This window comes from Achromobacter deleyi, from assembly GCF_016127315.1.
Taxonomy (GTDB): domain Bacteria; phylum Pseudomonadota; class Gammaproteobacteria; order Burkholderiales; family Burkholderiaceae_B; genus Achromobacter; species Achromobacter insuavis_A.
This window is the reverse complement of record NZ_CP065997.1, coordinates 703,169-722,021: the sequence shown is the minus strand read 5'-3', so window position 1 is coordinate 722,021 and position 18,853 is coordinate 703,169. Positions and strand designations below refer to the sequence as shown.

Below are 18,853 nucleotides of genomic sequence, written 5' to 3'. Positions count from 1 at the left end.
GCAAACATGTCGCGAAAGTGGCAAGGTTGAGCAATAATATTGCCCAAGATAAAAAATATGGGGCTGAAAATGTCTGACATAGAGCTGGATAGGACAGATATAAGGATCCTGGCCGAATTGCAACGCGATGGCCGCCTGAGCAACCAGGAGCTGGCCGACCGCGTCTCCCTGTCGCCCAGCCCTTGCCTGCGCCGGGTGCGGCGGCTGGAAGAGAAGGGCTTCATCAAGAAATACGTGGCGCTGATCGACGCCGAAAAGGTCGGGCTGGGCCTGCTGGCCTACGTCAACATCCGCCTGAACAAGCACAGCGGTTCCAGTCATGCGCCCATGAGCGACTTCGCCCGCGATGTCCAGCTCTGGCCCGAGGTGGTCGAGTGCTATGCCATGTCCGGCGACATGGACTACCTGCTGCGCATCCAGGTCGCCGACCTGGCGCATTTCTCCAAGTTCGCCATGGACACCCTGATGCGCCATCCCGCGGTGGTCGACATGCGGTCGTTCTTCGCGCTACAGCAGATCAAGGAGACCACCGAGCTGCGGCTGTAGGGGAGTGGCAGGTGTGTCCGCCTCTTCTGCGGCGCTTTCCATATAGGGATGCCGACATCGAGTGGAGGGCTTCTCGGAAAGGGACAGGGGGTGCCTCGTCGTCGAGCCCTATCTATATATAGGGTAAGGGCGCGCATATCAGGGGCAGCATTCTGGGAAGGGAAGCTGCCCCTTATATATAGGCAGGACAGCCCATAGGGAGAGTGACGGCGCCAGGTCGTCGACATCTTGCGTGGAAAAGCTGAAGGGGGATGCCATCAAGCTGTCTCGCCACTATATATAGGGGCGGGTGGGATGACTGCCTCCCCGGGGCGCGATCGGACCCGCCTGACTGCACCGCATTCGGGGGAGCGCTTTCCCGGGATTCGGGTCCCCGATAGTGAGACGTGCATGACATTCCCAGGGGAAATACAGGGTGCGTCCCTCGAAAACATCATCTTTCTGCAAAACGAGTGTCATCCTGGCGTGACAAGCCAAAATTCTGTGCTATAGTCTCGCTCCTTCGCAGTTCAAGCAGTTTTGTTGAGCAGCGAGGCCAGGCAAGTGCAACGGATTCGAACGCTACGGCGAACGGATCTGCCGCAGGGCAGCAAGGCGGTGGGTCAGCAATGATTCTCTCGAACCGGCAGTCAGCGAATTTTGCAAGAGGTGGTGCAAATCAGGCAGAAGCCAGTTGCATAACCTGCAAAAATTGTGCTATAGTCTTGGGCTTGGCTGGTGACGGCAAATCAGGGTTTACCCGGTAGGGTGGTCTGAAAGGCGTTGCAAGCTGACTGGGCGGTAACCAACCTCTGGAGTGATCCGGAGCTGCTGTGAAAGTGAAGTGATTCACCGGTGCGGCAGGGTTGCAAGATAGGATGCAAATTAGGCAAAAGCCGGTTGCATGATCTGCAAAAGTTGTGTTATAGTTTCAGGCTTGGCAGTTACCGAAAACTTAGGGTTAACCCTGATATTTCGATAGCTGCTAAAGAGAAAGCCGGGTGCGAGCCTGGTGAGACCTGAAGAGGTCGTAGGCAAGAAAGCGAAGTGAATCAAACGACGCTGACTTGACAAACGATAAAAACTTCTTCATAATCTCGTTTCTCTGCTGCTGACACAGCGATCGACGCGAAAGCGAAATCGCCGAAGAAAGCAGAAGATGCAGTAAGTAGTGCAGAATTTAGCAGTACCGCTCTTTAACAATTAAACAACCGATAAGTGTGGGCGCTTGATGCGAGTGCATAGTGACTTCGGTCACAAGCACAATGAAATCAAGTGCTCACTAGAAGTGAAGTACCTTAGACGTCAAGTTTAAGAACATACCTCACTTCCTTTGAGTAGCGACGTATGACTCGGTTCTTCGGAACTAAGAAATACGAAACAAATACAGAGATTAAACTGAAGAGTTTGATCCTGGCTCAGATTGAACGCTAGCGGGATGCCTTACACATGCAAGTCGAACGGCAGCACGGACTTCGGTCTGGTGGCGAGTGGCGAACGGGTGAGTAATGTATCGGAACGTGCCTAGTAGCGGGGGATAACTACGCGAAAGCGTAGCTAATACCGCATACGCCCTACGGGGGAAAGCAGGGGATCGCAAGACCTTGCACTATTAGAGCGGCCGATATCGGATTAGCTAGTTGGTGGGGTAACGGCTCACCAAGGCGACGATCCGTAGCTGGTTTGAGAGGACGACCAGCCACACTGGGACTGAGACACGGCCCAGACTCCTACGGGAGGCAGCAGTGGGGAATTTTGGACAATGGGGGAAACCCTGATCCAGCCATCCCGCGTGTGCGATGAAGGCCTTCGGGTTGTAAAGCACTTTTGGCAGGAAAGAAACGTCATGGGTTAATACCCCGTGAAACTGACGGTACCTGCAGAATAAGCACCGGCTAACTACGTGCCAGCAGCCGCGGTAATACGTAGGGTGCAAGCGTTAATCGGAATTACTGGGCGTAAAGCGTGCGCAGGCGGTTCGGAAAGAAAGATGTGAAATCCCAGAGCTTAACTTTGGAACTGCATTTTTAACTACCGAGCTAGAGTGTGTCAGAGGGAGGTGGAATTCCGCGTGTAGCAGTGAAATGCGTAGATATGCGGAGGAACACCGATGGCGAAGGCAGCCTCCTGGGATAACACTGACGCTCATGCACGAAAGCGTGGGGAGCAAACAGGATTAGATACCCTGGTAGTCCACGCCCTAAACGATGTCAACTAGCTGTTGGGGCCTTCGGGCCTTGGTAGCGCAGCTAACGCGTGAAGTTGACCGCCTGGGGAGTACGGTCGCAAGATTAAAACTCAAAGGAATTGACGGGGACCCGCACAAGCGGTGGATGATGTGGATTAATTCGATGCAACGCGAAAAACCTTACCTACCCTTGACATGTCTGGAATGCCGAAGAGATTTGGTAGTGCTCGCAAGAGAACCGGAACACAGGTGCTGCATGGCTGTCGTCAGCTCGTGTCGTGAGATGTTGGGTTAAGTCCCGCAACGAGCGCAACCCTTGTCATTAGTTGCTACGAAAGGGCACTCTAATGAGACTGCCGGTGACAAACCGGAGGAAGGTGGGGATGACGTCAAGTCCTCATGGCCCTTATGGGTAGGGCTTCACACGTCATACAATGGTCGGGACAGAGGGTCGCCAACCCGCGAGGGGGAGCCAATCCCAGAAACCCGATCGTAGTCCGGATCGCAGTCTGCAACTCGACTGCGTGAAGTCGGAATCGCTAGTAATCGCGGATCAGCATGTCGCGGTGAATACGTTCCCGGGTCTTGTACACACCGCCCGTCACACCATGGGAGTGGGTTTTACCAGAAGTAGTTAGCCTAACCGCAAGGGGGCGATTACCACGGTAGGATTCATGACTGGGGTGAAGTCGTAACAAGGTAGCCGTATCGGAAGGTGCGGCTGGATCACCTCCTTTCAGAGCTTAGTGCTCGTGTTAAGCGTCCACTCTTATCGGTTGTTTGATATATAGCTGGGATCGGTTGTGGGCTTGGGTAGAGGGATTCCTCCCTGTGTCCATGACTCCTGACTACTGATCCGAGAAGGTTTTGGGTCTGTAGCTCAGTCGGTTAGAGCACCGTCTTGATAAGGCGGGGGTCGTTGGTTCGAATCCAACCAGACCCACCAAGTATTCGCAGGTAGTTGATACCGTGAATATGGGGGTGTAGCTCAGCTGGGAGAGCGCCTGCTTTGCAAGCAGGATGTCATCGGTTCGATCCCGTTCACCTCCACCAAGACTTTAAGATCACCTGGTGGTGATGTAGAGGCTAACTCATAGCGTCGTGTAGATAATTTCTGCCCGGTCTTATGAGTTAGGTTTTACCTGACAGCTATATTCGTTCTTTAACAATCTGGAAGAAGCACAACGAAATGTACTTATCAAGTACTCGGCGCAAGCTGATGAAGATAAGTACGGGTTGTGATTGCATTAATTTTGTTCCAAGTTCTCAAGACTGGGGTGAATAACCTCAGACTGCTTTGAAACTTATGAACGGCACAAACGCTAATACTCAGGTCCTATAGCCTACAGCGTTATAGGATCAAGCGACTAAGTGCATATGGTGGATGCCTTGGCGATCACAGGCGATGAAGGACGTAGTAGCCTGCGAAAAGCTGCGGGGAGCTGGCAAACAAGCTTTGATCCGCAGATATCCGAATGGGGAAACCCACTCCGCAAGGAGTATCCCTGACTGAATACATAGGTCAGTGGAAGCGAACCGGGTGAACTGAAACATCTCAGTAGCTCGAGGAAAAGAAATCAACCGAGATTCCGAAAGTAGTGGCGAGCGAAATCGGAAGAGCCTTTACGTTTTAGCATGCAAGATAGTCGAACGGAATGGAAAGTCCGGCCGTAGCAGGTGATAGCCCTGTAGACGAAATTTTGTGTGTGGAACTAAGCGTAAGAAAAGTAGGGCGGGACACGTGAAATCCTGTTTGAAGATGGGGGGACCATCCTCCAAGGCTAAATACTCGTGATCGACCGATAGTGAACCAGTACCGTGAGGGAAAGGCGAAAAGAACCCGGAAGGGGAGTGAAATAGATCCTGAAACCGTATGCATACAAACAGTAGGAGCCTCCTTGTGGGGTGACTGCGTACCTTTTGTATAATGGGTCAGCGACTTACATTCAGTGGCAAGGTTAACCGAATAGGGAAGCCGTAGCGAAAGCGAGTCCGAATAGGGCGATTCAGTCGCTGGGTGTAGACCCGAAACCAGATGATCTATCCATGGCCAGGTTGAAGGCACGGTAACACGTGCTGGAGGACCGAACCCACTAATGTTGAAAAATTAGGGGATGAGCTGTGGATAGGGGTGAAAGGCTAAACAAATCTGGAAATAGCTGGTTCTCTCCGAAAACTATTTAGGTAGTGCCTCAAGTATTACTGCGGGGGTAGAGCACTGTTATAGCTAGGGGTCATGGCGACTTACCAAACTATGGCAAACTCCGAATACCCGCAAGTACAGCTTGGGAGACAGAGCACCGGGTGCTAACGTCCGGACTCAAGAGGGAAACAACCCAGACCGCCAGCTAAGGTCCCGAATTATCGCTAAGTGGGAAACGAAGTGGGAAGGCATAGACAGTCAGGAGGTTGGCTTAGAAGCAGCCATCCTTTAAAGAAAGCGTAATAGCTCACTGATCGAGTCGTCCTGCGCGGAAGATGTAACGGGGCTAAGCGATAAACCGAAGCTGCGGGTGTGCACTTTTAGTGCACGCGGTAGGAGAGCGTTCTGTAAGCCTGCGAAGGTGGCTTGTAAAGGCTGCTGGAGGTATCAGAAGTGCGAATGCTGACATGAGTAGCGATAAAGGGGGTGAAAAGCCCCCTCGCCGTAAGTCCAAGGTTTCCTGCGCAACGTTCATCGGCGCAGGGTGAGTCGGCCCCTAAGGCGAGGCAGAGATGCGTAGCTGATGGGAAACTGGTTAATATTCCAGTACCGTCGTACAGTGCGATGGGGGACGGATCGCGGAAGATCATCAGGGTGTTGGATGTCCCTGTTGCTGTATCGAAGATGGCGCTTAGGCAAATCCGGGCGCGTAAATCAAGGGTATGGCACGAGCGAGCATTGCTTGCGAAGTGATTGGAAGTGGTTCCAAGAAAAGCCTCTAAGCTTCAGCTGTACGAGACCGTACCGCAAACCGACACAGGTGGACGGGATGAATATTCCAAGGCGCTTGAGAGAACTCAGGAGAAGGAACTCGGCAAATTGATACCGTAACTTCGGGAGAAGGTATACCCCGGTAGTGTGAAGCGCCTGCGCGCTTAGCATGATGGGGTCGCAGAGAATCGGTGGCTGCGACTGTTTATTAAAAACACAGCACTCTGCAAAGACGAAAGTCGACGTATAGGGTGTGACGCCTGCCCGGTGCCGGAAGGTTAAGTGATGGGGTGCAAGCTCTTGATCGAAGCCCCGGTAAACGGCGGCCGTAACTATAACGGTCCTAAGGTAGCGAAATTCCTTGTCGGGTAAGTTCCGACCTGCACGAATGGCGTAACGATGGCCACACTGTCTCCTCCTGAGACTCAGCGAAGTTGAAGTGTTTGTGATGATGCAATCTACCCGCGGCTAGACGGAAAGACCCCATGAACCTTTACTGTAGCTTTGCATTGGACTGTGAACCGGCCTGTGTAGGATAGGTGGGAGGCTTTGAAGCGTGGTCGCTAGATCACGTGGAGCCATCCTTGAAATACCACCCTGGTTTGTTTGCGGTTCTAACCTTGGTCCGTTATCCGGATCGGGGACAGTGCATGGTGGGCAGTTTGACTGGGGCGGTCTCCTCCCAAAGTGTAACGGAGGAGTTCGAAGGTACGCTAGGTACGGTCGGAAATCGTGCTGATAGTGCAATGGCATAAGCGTGCTTGACTGTGAGACTGACAAGTCGAACAGGTGCGAAAGCAGGACATAGTGATCCGGTGGTTCTGAATGGAAGGGCCATCGCTCAACGGATAAAAGGTACTCTGGGGATAACAGGCTGATACCGCCCAAGAGTTCATATCGACGGCGGTGTTTGGCACCTCGATGTCGGCTCATCTCATCCTGGGGCTGTAGCCGGTCCCAAGGGTATGGCTGTTCGCCATTTAAAGAGGTACGTGAGCTGGGTTTAAAACGTCGTGAGACAGTTTGGTCCCTATCTGCCGTGGGCGTTGGATACTTGACGGAGCCTGCTCCTAGTACGAGAGGACCGGAGTGGACGTACCTCTGGTGTACCGGTTGTCATGCCAATGGCATTGCCGGGTAGCTAAGTACGGAAGAGATAACCGCTGAAGGCATCTAAGCGGGAAACTCGTCTGAAGATTAGGTATCCCGGGGACTTGATCCCCCTAAAGAGTCGTTCGAGACCAGGACGTTGATAGGTCGGGTGTGGAAGCGCAGTAATGCGTTAAGCTAACCGATACTAATTGCTCGTGAGGCTTGATCCTATAACACTGATGGTTATGACCTGGTGGTATAGCGTTCCAAGTGTCGTTCAATACAAAATCTGGCTGCCCCGTCAGCAGCCAGCCAACACCAATTACACCCACTGTGCGGGATCATCGAGCTAGCCTCTGATCTCCCACACGTTGCGCTTCTTCCAAGATTGGAGCGGTTGTCCCCCAAGGACAATCTCTCAACCAGTTACGCCTGACGACCATAGCAAGGTGGTACCACTCCTTCCCATCCCGAACAGGACAGTGAAACGCCTTTGCGCCGATGATAGTGGACGGACGTCTGTGAAAGTAGGTCATCGTCAGGCTTTTATTCCGCAAAACCCCATAGGCTACGCCTGTGGGGTTTTGTCTTTTGTGCGTGCAAACTGGCGCTTGGCCAGGTCTCTGAGACGGGCGGCGTCGGGTGGACGTCTTTTCGTCGGTGAACGTCTCTTGCGCGGACGCTCTCGTCCGATGCCACGCTGCGAACCCCAAAAAGAAACCCCCGTGCGGCTGGCGCCGCACGGGGGTTTTTGCTTTGTGAGCTGATGATTTTCAGCGTTGGCTTCAGCCCGGCGATGTTGCCTTCAGGGCGGCGCGCCAGCTCGCGCAATCGACGGCGCGGCTGTCTTCCTGGCGCTGAAAACGGACACCCAAAATCACCTTGAGCAAGCCTGCAACCCGCGCCAGCATTGAATGTGCCCAAATAACAACGCTCGTGGGCCGGCTGGGTTTGTGCGGTAAGATTGACCGAGTCAATTGTTGGAGCGTAATCGTGAGTGATACCCAGACCCCCGCGCCCGGTACGGCATTAGACCTGCGCACGCTGACCCATGTGGCCTATGGTTTGTTCGCCCTGGGCTTTCTGACCAGTGGTTTCCTGGGCATCGCCACGCTGGCGGCCGTCGTGCTGATGTACCTGAAGCGCTCGGACGTCGCCGGCACCGTTTATGCGGCCCATTTCGACTGGCTGTTGCGCACCTTCTGGTGGGCGCTGCTGTGGCTGGCCATCAGCTGCTTGGCGCTGATCATCTATATTGGCTGGATCGGCGTGGTCGCGACGGTGGTGTGGGGCTTGTACCGCCTGATCAAGGGCTGGTTGGCCCTGCTGGACGGCGTCGCACCGACCTCCTACGCCTGATTCCAGGCGCTCGAACACAAAGGCCGGCTTACGCCGGCCTTTTTTTATTTCACGATGACTCCAGCCCGATATTACGCCGGACTACGCCCAAGCCAGATACAGCAGGTTTATCAATGACTTAGGCGAGTTCAACATATGCCGGTGCTTTCTGAAACCTGACCCGGCTTGTGCTCGCATGGCTCCCATGTGGTTCTTGGAAACCGGGTTGTTCCGAGGAGTCATCATGGCAAAACTCAAGCTCACCAAGTCCGCCGTCGATGCGGCACAACCGCAGGCGCAGGCTGTCGAACTCCGGGACACGATGGTGCCCGGCTTCCTCTGCAAGATCACCCCGGCGGGCCGCAAGGTGTTCATGCTGCAATACCGCACGAACGCCGGAGAGCGGCGCAAGCCCGCCTTGGGCCTGTATGGGGAACTGACTGTCGAGCAGGCCCGCGCCTTGGCCCAGGAGTGGCTGGCCGAGGTGCGCAAGGGCGGTGATCCTGGGGCGGCCAAGGCCGCCGCCCGTGCCGCGCCCACGGTCGCGGAACTGTGTGGCAAGTTCATGGAGGACTACTCCAAGCTGCGCAACAAGCCCAGCACGCAACGCGGCTATCAGGCCGTCATAGACCGCTGCATCGTTCCGATGCTGGGCCGGATGAAGGTGCAGGACGTGAAGCGGCCCGACGTGGCCACAGTGATGAAGAAGATGGCCCACAAGCCGGCCGAGGCCAACAACGCTTTCAGCGTGATGCGCAGGATGTTCAATCTGGCCGAGGTGTGGGGCTACCGGACGGATGGAACCAACCCGTGCCGCCACGTCCCGATGTACCCCAACGGGAAGGCCACGCACCTCATCAGCGACGAGGACATGGCGCGGATCTTCCGCCATCTGAGCAAGCTGGAGGCGGAAGGGCTGGAGCCTTACGTCATTCCCCTGGCGATCCGCTTGCAATTCGAGTTCGCTGCCCGCCGTGGCGAAATCGTCACGCTCCAATGGGATTGGGTGGATTTCGAGAACCGCCGCGTGGTTTGGCCCGACAGCAAGACCGGCGGCATGTCCAAGCCGATGAGTGAGGAAGCCTACCGACTGCTTTCGACCGCGCCGAGGCAGGACGGCATTCCCCATGTGCTGCCGTCCCCGAGCCATACGGGCCAGCACTTGACCACGGGCGAGTATTACGGCGGCTGGTGCCGCGCGCTCAAGGCGGCCGGCGCGGCCCACGTCGGCACGCACGGCATCCGCCATCGCTCGGCCACGGACATTGCCAACTCTGGCATTCCGGTCAAGGTCGGCATGGCGCTGACGGCGCACAAGACCGTGGCGATGTTCATGCGCTATGTCCACACCGAGGATGACCCGGTGCGCAAGGCGGCCGAACTGGTGGCGAACCGGCGCAAGACAATCACTAGGGCGCAGCGCCCCGTGGAGGTGACGACATGAACCGGCGCAAAGTATCCGTGGCGTCCTCCGCAGTGCCGTCGGCGCTGCTGGGCGATATTCGGGCGCTGATCGAGGCGGCGCACAAGCGCGCTGCCTCGGCCGTCAATGCCGAGCTGACCCTGCTGTTCTGGCGCATCGGCCAGCGCATCCATACGGAAGTGCTGGCCGGTCAGCGAGCCGGGTACGGCGAGGAAATCCTGCCAACCTTGGCCGAGCAGTTGGTACGCGACTACGGGCGCAGCTTCGCGGACAAGAATCTGCGCCGGATGGTGCAGTTCGCCGCCACCTACTCGGACGAGCCAATTGTCGTGACGCTGTCACGACAATTGAGCTGGTCACATTTTCTGGCCCTGCTGCCGCTCAAAGACCCGCTCCAGCGGGACTATTACGCGCAGATGGCGAGCGCCGGCCGCTGGAGCGTGCGGACGCTGCGCGAACGCATCGACTCGATGCTCTACGAGCGCACGGCGCTGTCCCAAAAGCCGGACGAAACCATCGCGCAGGAGTTGGCGACGATGCGCGATGCGCAGCGCATGTCGCCCGCCCTGGTCATGCGCGATCCGTACATCCTCGACTTCCTCGGGCTGCGGGACACCTGGCAGGAAGGCGACTTGGAGGCCGCGATCATCCGCGAAATGGAGTCCTTCCTGCTGGAACTGGGTGCGGGTTTCTCCTTCGTTGCCCGGCAGAAACGCATCCAGATCGACGACGAGGATTTCCACCTCGATCTGCTGTTCTACAACCGCAAGCTGCGGCGCCTGGTGGCGGTGGAATTGAAGGTTGGCGAGTTCAAGGCCGCGTACAAGGGGCAGATGGAGCTTTATCTGCGCTGGCTGGACAAGCATGAGCGCGAGCCGGAAGAAGCCTCGCCGCTGGGGATCATTCTTTGCACCGGCAAGAAGCGTGAGCAGATCGAGTTGCTGGAGTTGGACAAGTCGGGCATCCACGTTGCCGAGTACCTGACGAGCTTGCCACCGCGTGCGGTGCTGGGAGAGCGGTTGCAGCAGGCGACCGAACGGGCACGGTTGCAGATTGAGCAGCGCAAGACGGATGCCGAGTAGTTCTGTCCCGGGCATTTGGGCGTCCCGGCGCACCGCCGTCGCGCTGTCGTGCTGCGCATCGAGCCTCGCGGCGCGAGTCTCGTCCCTGCCGGGCTTCCATCACTGACGCCTCCGGCCCTGCTCGTTGATCCGGGCCTGCGCGCTCCGCTTGCCCCAAAAGCCGAGGGTGTGCAGTGGGCGGGTGTGGGCGGTCTTGCTGTTCCCTTCACCGTATCACGGCGTTCTCGCCGTCAAGGGCTTCGCGCGCTATGCGCGCTTGCGTCCTGGCGGCCGTCTGCGACCCCTGACTGCTTGCGCTGCGCCGTGCTGGCGACGGTTCCGGGCAATTCCGCCCGTGCAACCGGAGCACGCTCATGTCGCAATTTTCCTTTTCCTCGTTCGACGCCTCGCTGATGGTGCGCGATGCGCAGGGTCACTACCAGCCGGCGACGGCCGACCAGATTCTGGATGCTGCGCGCCAGGCCATCGAGCACAAGATGCAGCGCGGTGCATCGTTCACTTCGCCGGCGGCGGTCAAGGAGTACCTGTGCACCAAGCTGGGCGGCTTCGAGCATGAAGTGTTCGCTGTGCTGTTCCTCGATACACAGCATCGTCTGATCGAGTATGCCGAGATGTTCCAGGGCACCATCGACTCGGCCGAAGTTCATCCGCGCGAGGTGGTCAAGGCAGCCCTGCGGCACAACGCGGCCGCGGTCATCGTTTCGCACAATCATCCGAGCGGCAATCCCGAGCCGAGTGCGGCAGACCAAACGCTGACCCAGCGGCTCAGGGAAGCACTGGGGCTTGTGGACGTGCGCGTACTCGATCACGTCATCGTCGCCGGCAACGCAACGGCATCGTTCGCCGAGCGTGGGCTGATCTAGCTCAAGGGGCTTCGGCCCCTTTTTGCTGCGCCTGCTGGCAGGGCCTGCGCACAGCCCTTGCCTGTCCGTGCCTTCGTTCTGAAGTTAATGCTCAAGAAGTCACAACCTGAATCATTTCGTCGTAATGCTTCTTGTCCACTTCTTCAAACCACTGAAAGATGTGTCCGATGACGCTATGGCTTTCGCCAGCCAAGTTTTCTGCCGATTCCTCGGTTATTTCAATTACATCGCTATGCGAGTATTTGTTGATAAAGCGATATATTTTTTCCTTGAGTTCCGGCGTTGTGATAGCGCAGTCTTTCAGACCAACATCCATCAGTTGACTTATGTCGCTTCTCCGCCTGGGATATTTGAAGGTAAAGAACGATTCAATGAGCTTGCGAGCGAGGTTCGCAGTCAAAAAGGCTTCATCTCTATTAAGGATCGTATGCGCCCTGTATTCATAGAGCTTTTTGAAGATGTAGTGATACTCAGAGCCGTAATTTTTCAGAGAATCATCGGCGTCAACAAGCAGCGAATGGCGGGGTGAGCCAGGAGGCGCATCCAGTCGATAGAAGAAGCAATTCTCAGCTTTTCCTTTGGCAATCCTGTTCCTGTTCGTTCCAGTGAACCAGTCTCTCACTAGCTTGAAGTAGGTGAAGTTATGAGTCAGCACAAAAAGTTGCTTGGCTTCAGTGCATTGAGTTCTTAGGAACGAATAGGCATGAAACAAGTGATTTGAGTCAAAGCTTGAGACGGGATCATCAACAACCACAATCGTTTCCTTGATGTTGTTTCCGTTTTCTTTGAGCTTCGTGATGAAGTAGACAAATGCAATCGCAGTCTTCTCACCTTCGCTCAAATTCCCATCATGCTCACCCACTCCGTTTCTGATGATCTCATAGCCTTTTTTCTTTTGATTAAAGCTCAGGCAAAGCTCAGAGCGACCGATGAAACGATGCAGGATGTCATTGAACTCCTTCGCCCCAACCGTCTCATTTGAGAGCAGCGCCTCTATTGCTCCGACCTCTTGACCAAGTTTTTCAATTTCCTTGTAGTCATTCTTTGCTTCAGCCTCAAGGTCATTGCATTTCTTCTCACTTCCAGCATAGTCAAATTCTTGCACCTCAGCCGCAGCAAAGTGAAGTTCCAGTGCCACCTTGCTTTTGGATGTCTCAGATTTGAAGTTTGAAGTCTTATTGTTGTGCTTTCCGACGAGCGCAACGATCGACTTTAGGATCTCATTGAAATTCGTGACATCCTCTTCAACCACATCCGAAATCTGAATGTCTGTCTTTGCAGGGTCTGTAATTTTGGCTTTCAGAGCTTGCCGCCATCCGTTTATTTGCTGGTTGATCTTCTCAGCAGCAGATGTGTATTCCTTCTGGAGCTTATCTGCGTCAGCCGATAGCTCTTTATAAAACTCCGTCGCTGCGGGCAACTGATTGGCTGGAGCACCTTGAGATTCAATCCAAATCGCGGCGCTCTGAAGTCGGCTTTGAAAATCCGTGAACTCTTTGCTGAAGTGAGCGGCAAGTGCCTCGGCACGAAGCTGGGTGAATGGGGAGCCGCAGAACTCGCAGGATTGCGAATCATGGTTCTTATGAATTTCCAAGCCTGTTTGAACCCAGTCACGAATGTCCGGGTTATCAGTCAGCCGCTGGATAGCTTGATTGACTGCTGTAGTTCCAATCAAGTCTCTGATGCGACCTGCCGCCTTCTTAAAGTAGTCCGGCTCAATGGCCGTTGAGGCGAAAGTGATGCTTGGAAGCTGATCTGGCTTGGCGGCATTCGTAAGGTCGATGACCTTTTCATCTGGAAGAACCGAGTCAGGCTTAATAATGGCATCGCCATTACTCTGAATGAAATTAGAAAGCTTTCGGCGATCGTAATTCAAGTAGTAGCTATCGCTCGTATCAATCGCCTGAAGTCCTAGCTTCATTTTTTTGGCAGCATTGGTCAGAAATTTATCCAATGCTTCACGCTGCTTCTTGATGTCGCTTTGCTTTTCGTCGTGAGCTTTCTTTTTCGATTGAAGCTCGCCTTTTAGCTTCTCCAGTTTCTGCAAGTCATCAATCTTCTCTTTCGCAATGAGAAGGATGCTTTTTACGGATTTGTCCCAATCAATGTTCTCATGCACAAATCGTTGATTGAAGACATGGATATTTAATTGGGATGACGGGAGTGTGGTTTCCGTGATCGTGGAGCCGTCCTCCAAAACGACTGAAAACTGGCCCGCACTGAAGCGAGGAACCATCGAGCGAAGCTCAAAGCAAGAGAATAGATTCGATAGGGTTGACTTGCCTGTTCCGTTCCAGCCATAGACAAGGTTGTACCGGCCGAACTTCTGGATCTTCGTTCCATTGAAGTCGCTGAAGATGCCGAACTGCTTGAGACGGTTAATACAGACGATCACTTTTAGCCCCCCGTGTTCTTGCTTTAGCAACATTTGCTTGCAAAATAAATAATAAACGAAGAGTTCTTTTGCGTCTCCGCTTCGCGGATCGCGCTGCTCCAGGTTCGCTAGTCGCTCATCCCTGGCGGGACTGGCTTTGCCAGCCAGCCTTTCGCATCGCTGACGCCTCCGGCCCGGCTTCCAGCTTCGGGCCTGCGCGCTTCGCTTGCCGTGCGGTTCGGCACACAGGGGGGGCCGTTGCCATGTCCAGCCGTCTCCCCTGATTTCATCACCTTCACCGCGACTGTAGCCCGCGGTCGTGTGCCGTCAAGGCGCGCAGGGCCGTGTCCTCGGCTGCGCCTGCGGGCCGCACCAACCCTGCGCTTGCCTCCTTGACGGCACCCGTTCGCGCGCTCCTGACCGTCGCGGGCGATGAACTCAGGAAAGACGGTGGCAACAGGGCCAACCGGGTTCCTCGTGCCAACCGCACAAAACAGCCGAAAGGCTGGGCTCCGAATCTAGGAATCCGGTGTGCGGTTTGAACAGCAAACCCTTTTCGTCAGGAGAAAGACCATGCAACTCGCATCCCGTTTCGCTTCCCGTTCCCCTTCGCTGCGCAGCGATTACCCGCTGACCGATGACCAGATTCACCGTGTCGCGCCGTCCATCTTCGCGGACGCCCCGCATGAAAGCCGTTCGCAGCGGTACGCCTACATCCCCACCGCCGCCGTGCTGACCGAGCTTCGGAAAGAAGGGTTCCAGCCTTTCATGGTGACGCAAACCCGCGTGCGCAATGAAGGCAAGCGCGAGCACACCAAACACATGATTCGCCTGCGCCACGCCAGCCAGATCAACGGCGCGGAAGCCAATGAAATCGTGCTGCTCAACTCCCATGACGGCACGAGCAGCTATCAGATGCTGGCCGGGATGTTCCGGTTCGTTTGCAGCAATGGCCTCGTGTGCGGCGAAACCGTGGCCGATGTGCGCGTCCCCCACAAAGGCGACGTGGCCGGTTCCGTCATCGAAGGTGCTTTCGAGGTATTGAGCGGCTTCGAGCGGGTGAAGGAATCCCGCGACCTGATGCGCGGCATCACCTTGGACGAGGGCGAGGCCGAAGTTTTCGCCCGCGCCGCGCTGTCCCTCAAGTACGACGACCCGGACAAGCCCGCGCCCATCACCGAATCGCAAATCTTGATGCCGCGCCGGTTCGACGACCGCCGCCCGGACTTGTGGAGCGTGTTCAACCGCACCCAAGAAAACCTGACCAAAGGCGGATTGCATGGCCGCAGCGCCAACGGACGCCGCCAGCAGACCCGCCCCGTGCAGGGCATTGATTCCGATGTGCGCCTGAATCGCGCCTTGTGGATGCTGGCCGATGGCCTGCGCCAGTTGAAAGCCTGACCCGTCCCCCCGCCGGAGGGGCGGTTTCCCCTCCATTCCTTGTTTAACTCGATTGGAGAACCACCATGAACGCCATCACCTACACCGAAGTCCGCGCCGTCAACGCCGCCGCTATCCCGCTGGAAGCCGCCGACCCGACCAAGAACCTGATTCTGGTTCCGCTGTCGCGGCTGGTGTTGCGCCCCACGGGCCGCAACGTGCGCAAGACCCCGCGCATGTCCATCCCCGAACTGGCCGCGTCCATTCAGCGTGTCGGCCTGCTGCAAAACCTGATCGTGATCGCATCCGCCGATGGCGAGCATTACGAAGTCGTGGCCGGTGGCCGTCGCCTCGCAGCCCTCAAGCTTCTGGCGAAGAAGCACCGCATCAGCAAAGAATGGGAGGTGCCTTGCCTGCTAGTGGCCGATTGCACGGCCCGCACCGCCAGCCTTACGGAGAACGTGCAGCGCGAAGCCATGCACCCCGCCGACCAGTTCGAAGCATTCGCCGCGCTGGTGGCCGAAGGCCGCCCCATCGAGGACATTGCGGCGGATTTCTCCGTCACGCCGCTGGTGGTGCAACGCCGCCTGAAACTCGCCAATGTGTCGCCGCGCCTGATGGCCGACTACCGCGCCGATGCCGTCACGCTCGATCAGTTGATGGCCTTGTCCATCACTGACGACCACGCCGCGCAGGAAAGCGCCTTCTACGATGCGCCGACATGGCAGCGCCAGCCGTCCGCACTGCGCGACCGTCTCACCGAGCGAGAAATCGACGCCTACCGGCATCCGCTGGTGCGCTTCGTCGGGCTGGACACCTACGAGGCCGCAGGCGGTGGCGTGCGCCGTGACCTGTTCGCGGAAGGCGATGCGGGCGTGTACCTGACCGATGCCGCGCTGCTGGAGCAGCTGGCGCAAGACCGGCTGGCGGGCATCGCCGCCACCGTCCGCGCCGAGGGCTGGGCCTGGGTGGATGCCACGCCGGGCGTGACCCATGCCGACCTGCACGCTTTCCAGCGTGCGCCGAGGGAGCGCCGCGAGCCGAACAAGCGCGAGGCACAGCGCATCGAAAAGCTGCAGGAAAAGATGCGGGCCATCGGTGAAGCCGTGGATACGGCGATGGATGCCGACGACGAGGACAAGGCCGACGCTTTGCAGGAGGAAGGCGAAGCCGTGGGCGAGCAGTTGCAGACGCTGGAAGATGGCTTGCAGGGCTACAGCCCGAACGTGATGGCCGCAGCCGGTGCCATCGTCACCATCGACCGCAACGGCGAAGCCGTGATTCATCGCGGCCTGATGCGCGAGGCCGAGGCCAAGGCGCTGCGCACGCTGGAAAAGCTGCGGCAGGGTTTCAACGGCGAGGGTGCCGAGAACGACGACGAAGGCGAGGACGAGGAGCAACCCAAGGCCGCCGCCATGTCCGACCGGCTGGCGCAGCGGTTGAGCGCCCACCGTACCGCCGCGCTGCAAATCGAGGTGGCCCGGCATCCACAAGTCGCGCTGGCTGCTGTGGTGCATGGCATGGTACAGACCGTCATGCAGGGGAGCCACTACGGCCCCCGCCATGATGCGTTGCCGCTGGGCGTAAGCCTGAAAGTGCAAGACCGACTGGAAGGCATGGCCCCGGACTGGCCGGAATCGCCCGCCGCCGTGGCGCTGCGCGAACTGCAACAGGTGGCGGGCGAAGCCTTGCCGCAGGACAGCGCCGAACTGTTCGCCGCGCTGCTGGCGAAGCCGCAAGATGAACTGGTGCGCCTGCTGGCCTTGTGCGTGGCGTCCACGGTGGACGTGGTGACGCCCCGCGCCACGCCGCAGCAACCGGGCGCAGAACTCGCGCAGGCCGTGGGGTTGAACATGGCCGCATGGTGGCAGCCCACCAATGACGGTTATTTCCGGCATGTGCCGAAGGCCGCGATTCTGCAAGCCGTGGGCGAGTACGCGCCCGAGCAGGTTTCCCGGCTGGCGAAGTTGAAGAAGGCCGACATTGCCAGCGAAGCCGAACGGCTGGCGGATGGCACGGGGTGGATGCCCGTCACCTTCAAGGCCGCAGGCCCGCAGGATGCCGCGCAGGGAGAAGGCCCGGAGCAGGACGCGCCGATGGATGCCGAGGCTGTGGCGGATGAATCCGCCGAGGCGCTGGCCGCTTGACCCGCGCCGCAGGCAAGCGCCCCGGTTTCGACCGGGGCGCTTCGCTGGAAGGAGAACCGCTCATGATCCGCACTACCACCAGCCGCCCACGCATGGCGGCAATCTACGCACCCGGCACGGTGCGCGCCCGCCGCTGGCACGGCGAAGGCGACGTGCGCGGCTACCGTCCGCCCTCGGGCTGGACGGCCCGCGCTGACCTCACGGACATTCACCCCATCACGGGCCGCGCCTTGCCGCGCGCCGTGTGGTGGATCATCGAGACGAAGGAATAACCGCGGCAAAATCCGGGCGCGGCAGTGGCCGCGCCCGGTGTTGAAGGCCAACAGCCGAATCAGAACGCCGCCGCCCTCGCGGTCGCTCAGGTGGCGGCGTTAGAGGTGTCAGCCCCGGAAGGAGGCTGCCACCAGCCCTGGCAGCGCCTCTAGGTATGGGTGGCTCGTGAGCTTCGAGCTGGAGGCGTCAATCGTGATTACCTCGCCCGTTCCTTCATCGGCAGAGATTCCAGCCGCAGGTGTCACCGTAAATAGGGTGAAGCACCCAAACAGATCAATGGAAATCACCACACCAACGCTGGGCATAACGGCGCAGGTAATGGCGTGTTCAGCGTGTCTTGCAGAACGAGCAAACCCGGGCGGCAGCGGCTGGAACGCCGCGCCGGCGATCTTGGTGCGAGCCAGAGCCTCATCACTCTCGGCCATCATCGCAGCCCGTAGCTGCTGACCACTTGGCCCTGTGATTGCCTCGTCACCGAAGATTCTCACTGTCGTGAGATAGGCGATTTTGAACAGTTGCCGCCGAATCATGAGCATGTCGGCGACTAGCCGCATGTTCAGTTGAGGTTGCCCCTGGCTTGTCTCTGCCCCAAGTTCGACGGCGATGCCCTTCTTTGCGTAGTTCGCCGCGATTTGGTTCGCCATCTGTCTGGCCGCATCACCAAAGCCGCGAACACCGATCACTCGTCCCTGACTGTCGGTGTCCACTGGCTGATGGAACTTCAGATCCAGACCGTTCTGCGAGAACATAGCTCTCACGTCCTCGCCGCTACCGTGAACAGTTCCATCCACGGCTGCTTTGACGTTGCCAGACCGGGAGACCACTCCCTGAGACATAGCCAGAAAACGCACCATCGGATCGTTGACTGTCGGCTCGTCGATGAGGTCATTCATCCGACTGTTTTCAGCGGCTAGCGCGCGAACCGTAAAGCTGGCCGGAGCGCCCAGGGCGACGGGAAGTATGTGCTCATCGTTGCTTTCTCCCGATGCGAGCGGCGTCAGGGCATATGGGCAAAGTGTTTGAGTCATCGTTAAACGTGTTGGAGTTGTTGTCCGCTATACGCTGGCACTGATTCAGAAAGCTCTATGGTGCCTGATGTTGGTTGTTTTGGTCGTGTCGGCGCGATGCGCCGCCGGGCTTTCGGGCTGCGCCCCGTGCCGTCTTTGCCGTCACGGCCATCCGGCTCCAATCCCTTGTATCTTTGAAGTGCGTGTCCGGCAGTGCCGTCACGCCCGGACCTGTCAGGGTTCGGGG

10 protein-coding genes, 2 tRNA genes and 3 rRNA genes are annotated in these 18,853 nt (G+C 57.6%); 13 read left to right on the top strand and 2 right to left on the bottom strand.

The genetic code is table 11. The features are described 5' to 3' along the window. The first annotated feature begins 69 nt into the window (after nucleotides 1-69). The 10 genes from I6I07_RS03120 to I6I07_RS03075 all read left to right on the top strand — a co-directional run bounded on the left by I6I07_RS03120 (nucleotide 70) and on the right by I6I07_RS03075 (nucleotide 11,425). Entirely contained in the window at nucleotides 70-546 is a 477-nt protein-coding gene (locus I6I07_RS03120) for an Lrp/AsnC family transcriptional regulator (RefSeq protein WP_006392938.1), read from the top strand. Nucleotides 547-1,920: 1,374 nt separating this feature from the next. Next, nucleotides 1,921-3,450, top strand: a 16S ribosomal RNA gene (locus tag I6I07_RS03115). Between the two features lie 132 nt (nucleotides 3,451-3,582). Further along, nucleotides 3,583-3,659, top strand: a tRNA-Ile gene (locus tag I6I07_RS03110). Between the two features lie 31 nt (nucleotides 3,660-3,690). Then, nucleotides 3,691-3,766: transfer RNA gene (locus I6I07_RS03105), tRNA-Ala, on the top strand. A 304-nt stretch (nucleotides 3,767-4,070) separates the two neighbouring features. Continuing rightward, nucleotides 4,071-6,949 (top strand): 23S ribosomal RNA (locus I6I07_RS03100). Between the two features lie 201 nt (nucleotides 6,950-7,150). Beyond that, nucleotides 7,151-7,263: ribosomal RNA gene (gene rrf, locus I6I07_RS03095) — 5S ribosomal RNA — on the top strand. Together the 16S, 23S and 5S rRNA genes with 2 tRNA genes alongside form the textbook arrangement of a ribosomal RNA operon. A 449-nt stretch (nucleotides 7,264-7,712) precedes the next feature. Then, nucleotides 7,713-8,078: a DUF4870 family protein gene (locus tag I6I07_RS03090; protein WP_035359985.1), complete on the top strand. Its 366-nt coding sequence runs from the start codon at nucleotides 7,713-7,715 to the stop codon at nucleotides 8,076-8,078. A gap of 223 nt (nucleotides 8,079-8,301) precedes the next feature. Then, nucleotides 8,302-9,501 (top strand): tyrosine-type recombinase/integrase, encoded by a 1,200-nt coding sequence (locus I6I07_RS03085; RefSeq protein ID WP_049405874.1) that lies wholly within the window; start codon nucleotides 8,302-8,304, stop codon nucleotides 9,499-9,501. Further along, complete coding sequence (locus tag I6I07_RS03080) at nucleotides 9,498-10,562, top strand: PDDEXK nuclease domain-containing protein (protein ID WP_049405872.1); 1,065 nt, start codon at nucleotides 9,498-9,500, stop codon at nucleotides 10,560-10,562. Before I6I07_RS03085 ends, I6I07_RS03080 begins: the two co-directional genes overlap by 4 nt. Before the next feature lie 353 nt (nucleotides 10,563-10,915). Then, complete coding sequence (locus tag I6I07_RS03075; RefSeq protein ID WP_049405870.1) at nucleotides 10,916-11,425, top strand: JAB domain-containing protein; 510 nt, start codon at nucleotides 10,916-10,918, stop codon at nucleotides 11,423-11,425. Between the two features lie 91 nt (nucleotides 11,426-11,516). Here the strand turns inward: I6I07_RS03075 and I6I07_RS03070 are convergent, their stop codons facing one another. Further along, complete coding sequence (locus I6I07_RS03070) at nucleotides 11,517-13,853, bottom strand: ATP-binding protein (protein WP_227740135.1); 2,337 nt, start codon at nucleotides 13,851-13,853, stop codon at nucleotides 11,517-11,519. Nucleotides 13,854-14,372: 519 nt separating this feature from the next. On the opposite strand from I6I07_RS03070, the gene I6I07_RS03065 reads away from it, so the two are divergent. The 3 genes from I6I07_RS03065 to I6I07_RS03055 all read left to right on the top strand — a co-directional run bounded on the left by I6I07_RS03065 (nucleotide 14,373) and on the right by I6I07_RS03055 (nucleotide 17,598). Beyond that, nucleotides 14,373-15,200: a DUF932 domain-containing protein gene (locus I6I07_RS03065; protein WP_049405868.1), complete on the top strand. Its 828-nt coding sequence runs from the start codon at nucleotides 14,373-14,375 to the stop codon at nucleotides 15,198-15,200. 65 nt (nucleotides 15,201-15,265) lie between these two features. Further along, complete coding sequence (locus I6I07_RS03060; protein WP_059889416.1) at nucleotides 15,266-17,326, top strand: ParB/RepB/Spo0J family partition protein; 2,061 nt, start codon at nucleotides 15,266-15,268, stop codon at nucleotides 17,324-17,326. Nucleotides 17,327-17,388: 62 nt separating this feature from the next. Then, nucleotides 17,389-17,598 carry a hypothetical protein gene (locus tag I6I07_RS03055; protein WP_049405863.1) on the top strand — a complete coding sequence of 70 codons (210 nt, stop codon included), beginning with the start codon at nucleotides 17,389-17,391 and terminating at the stop codon, nucleotides 17,596-17,598. Nucleotides 17,599-17,706: 108 nt separating this feature from the next. Here I6I07_RS03055 and I6I07_RS03050 read toward each other — a convergent pair whose 3' ends face one another. After that, complete coding sequence (locus tag I6I07_RS03050) at nucleotides 17,707-18,492, bottom strand: hypothetical protein (RefSeq protein ID WP_049405861.1); 786 nt, start codon at nucleotides 18,490-18,492, stop codon at nucleotides 17,707-17,709. Nucleotides 18,493-18,853 lie beyond the last annotated feature (361 nt).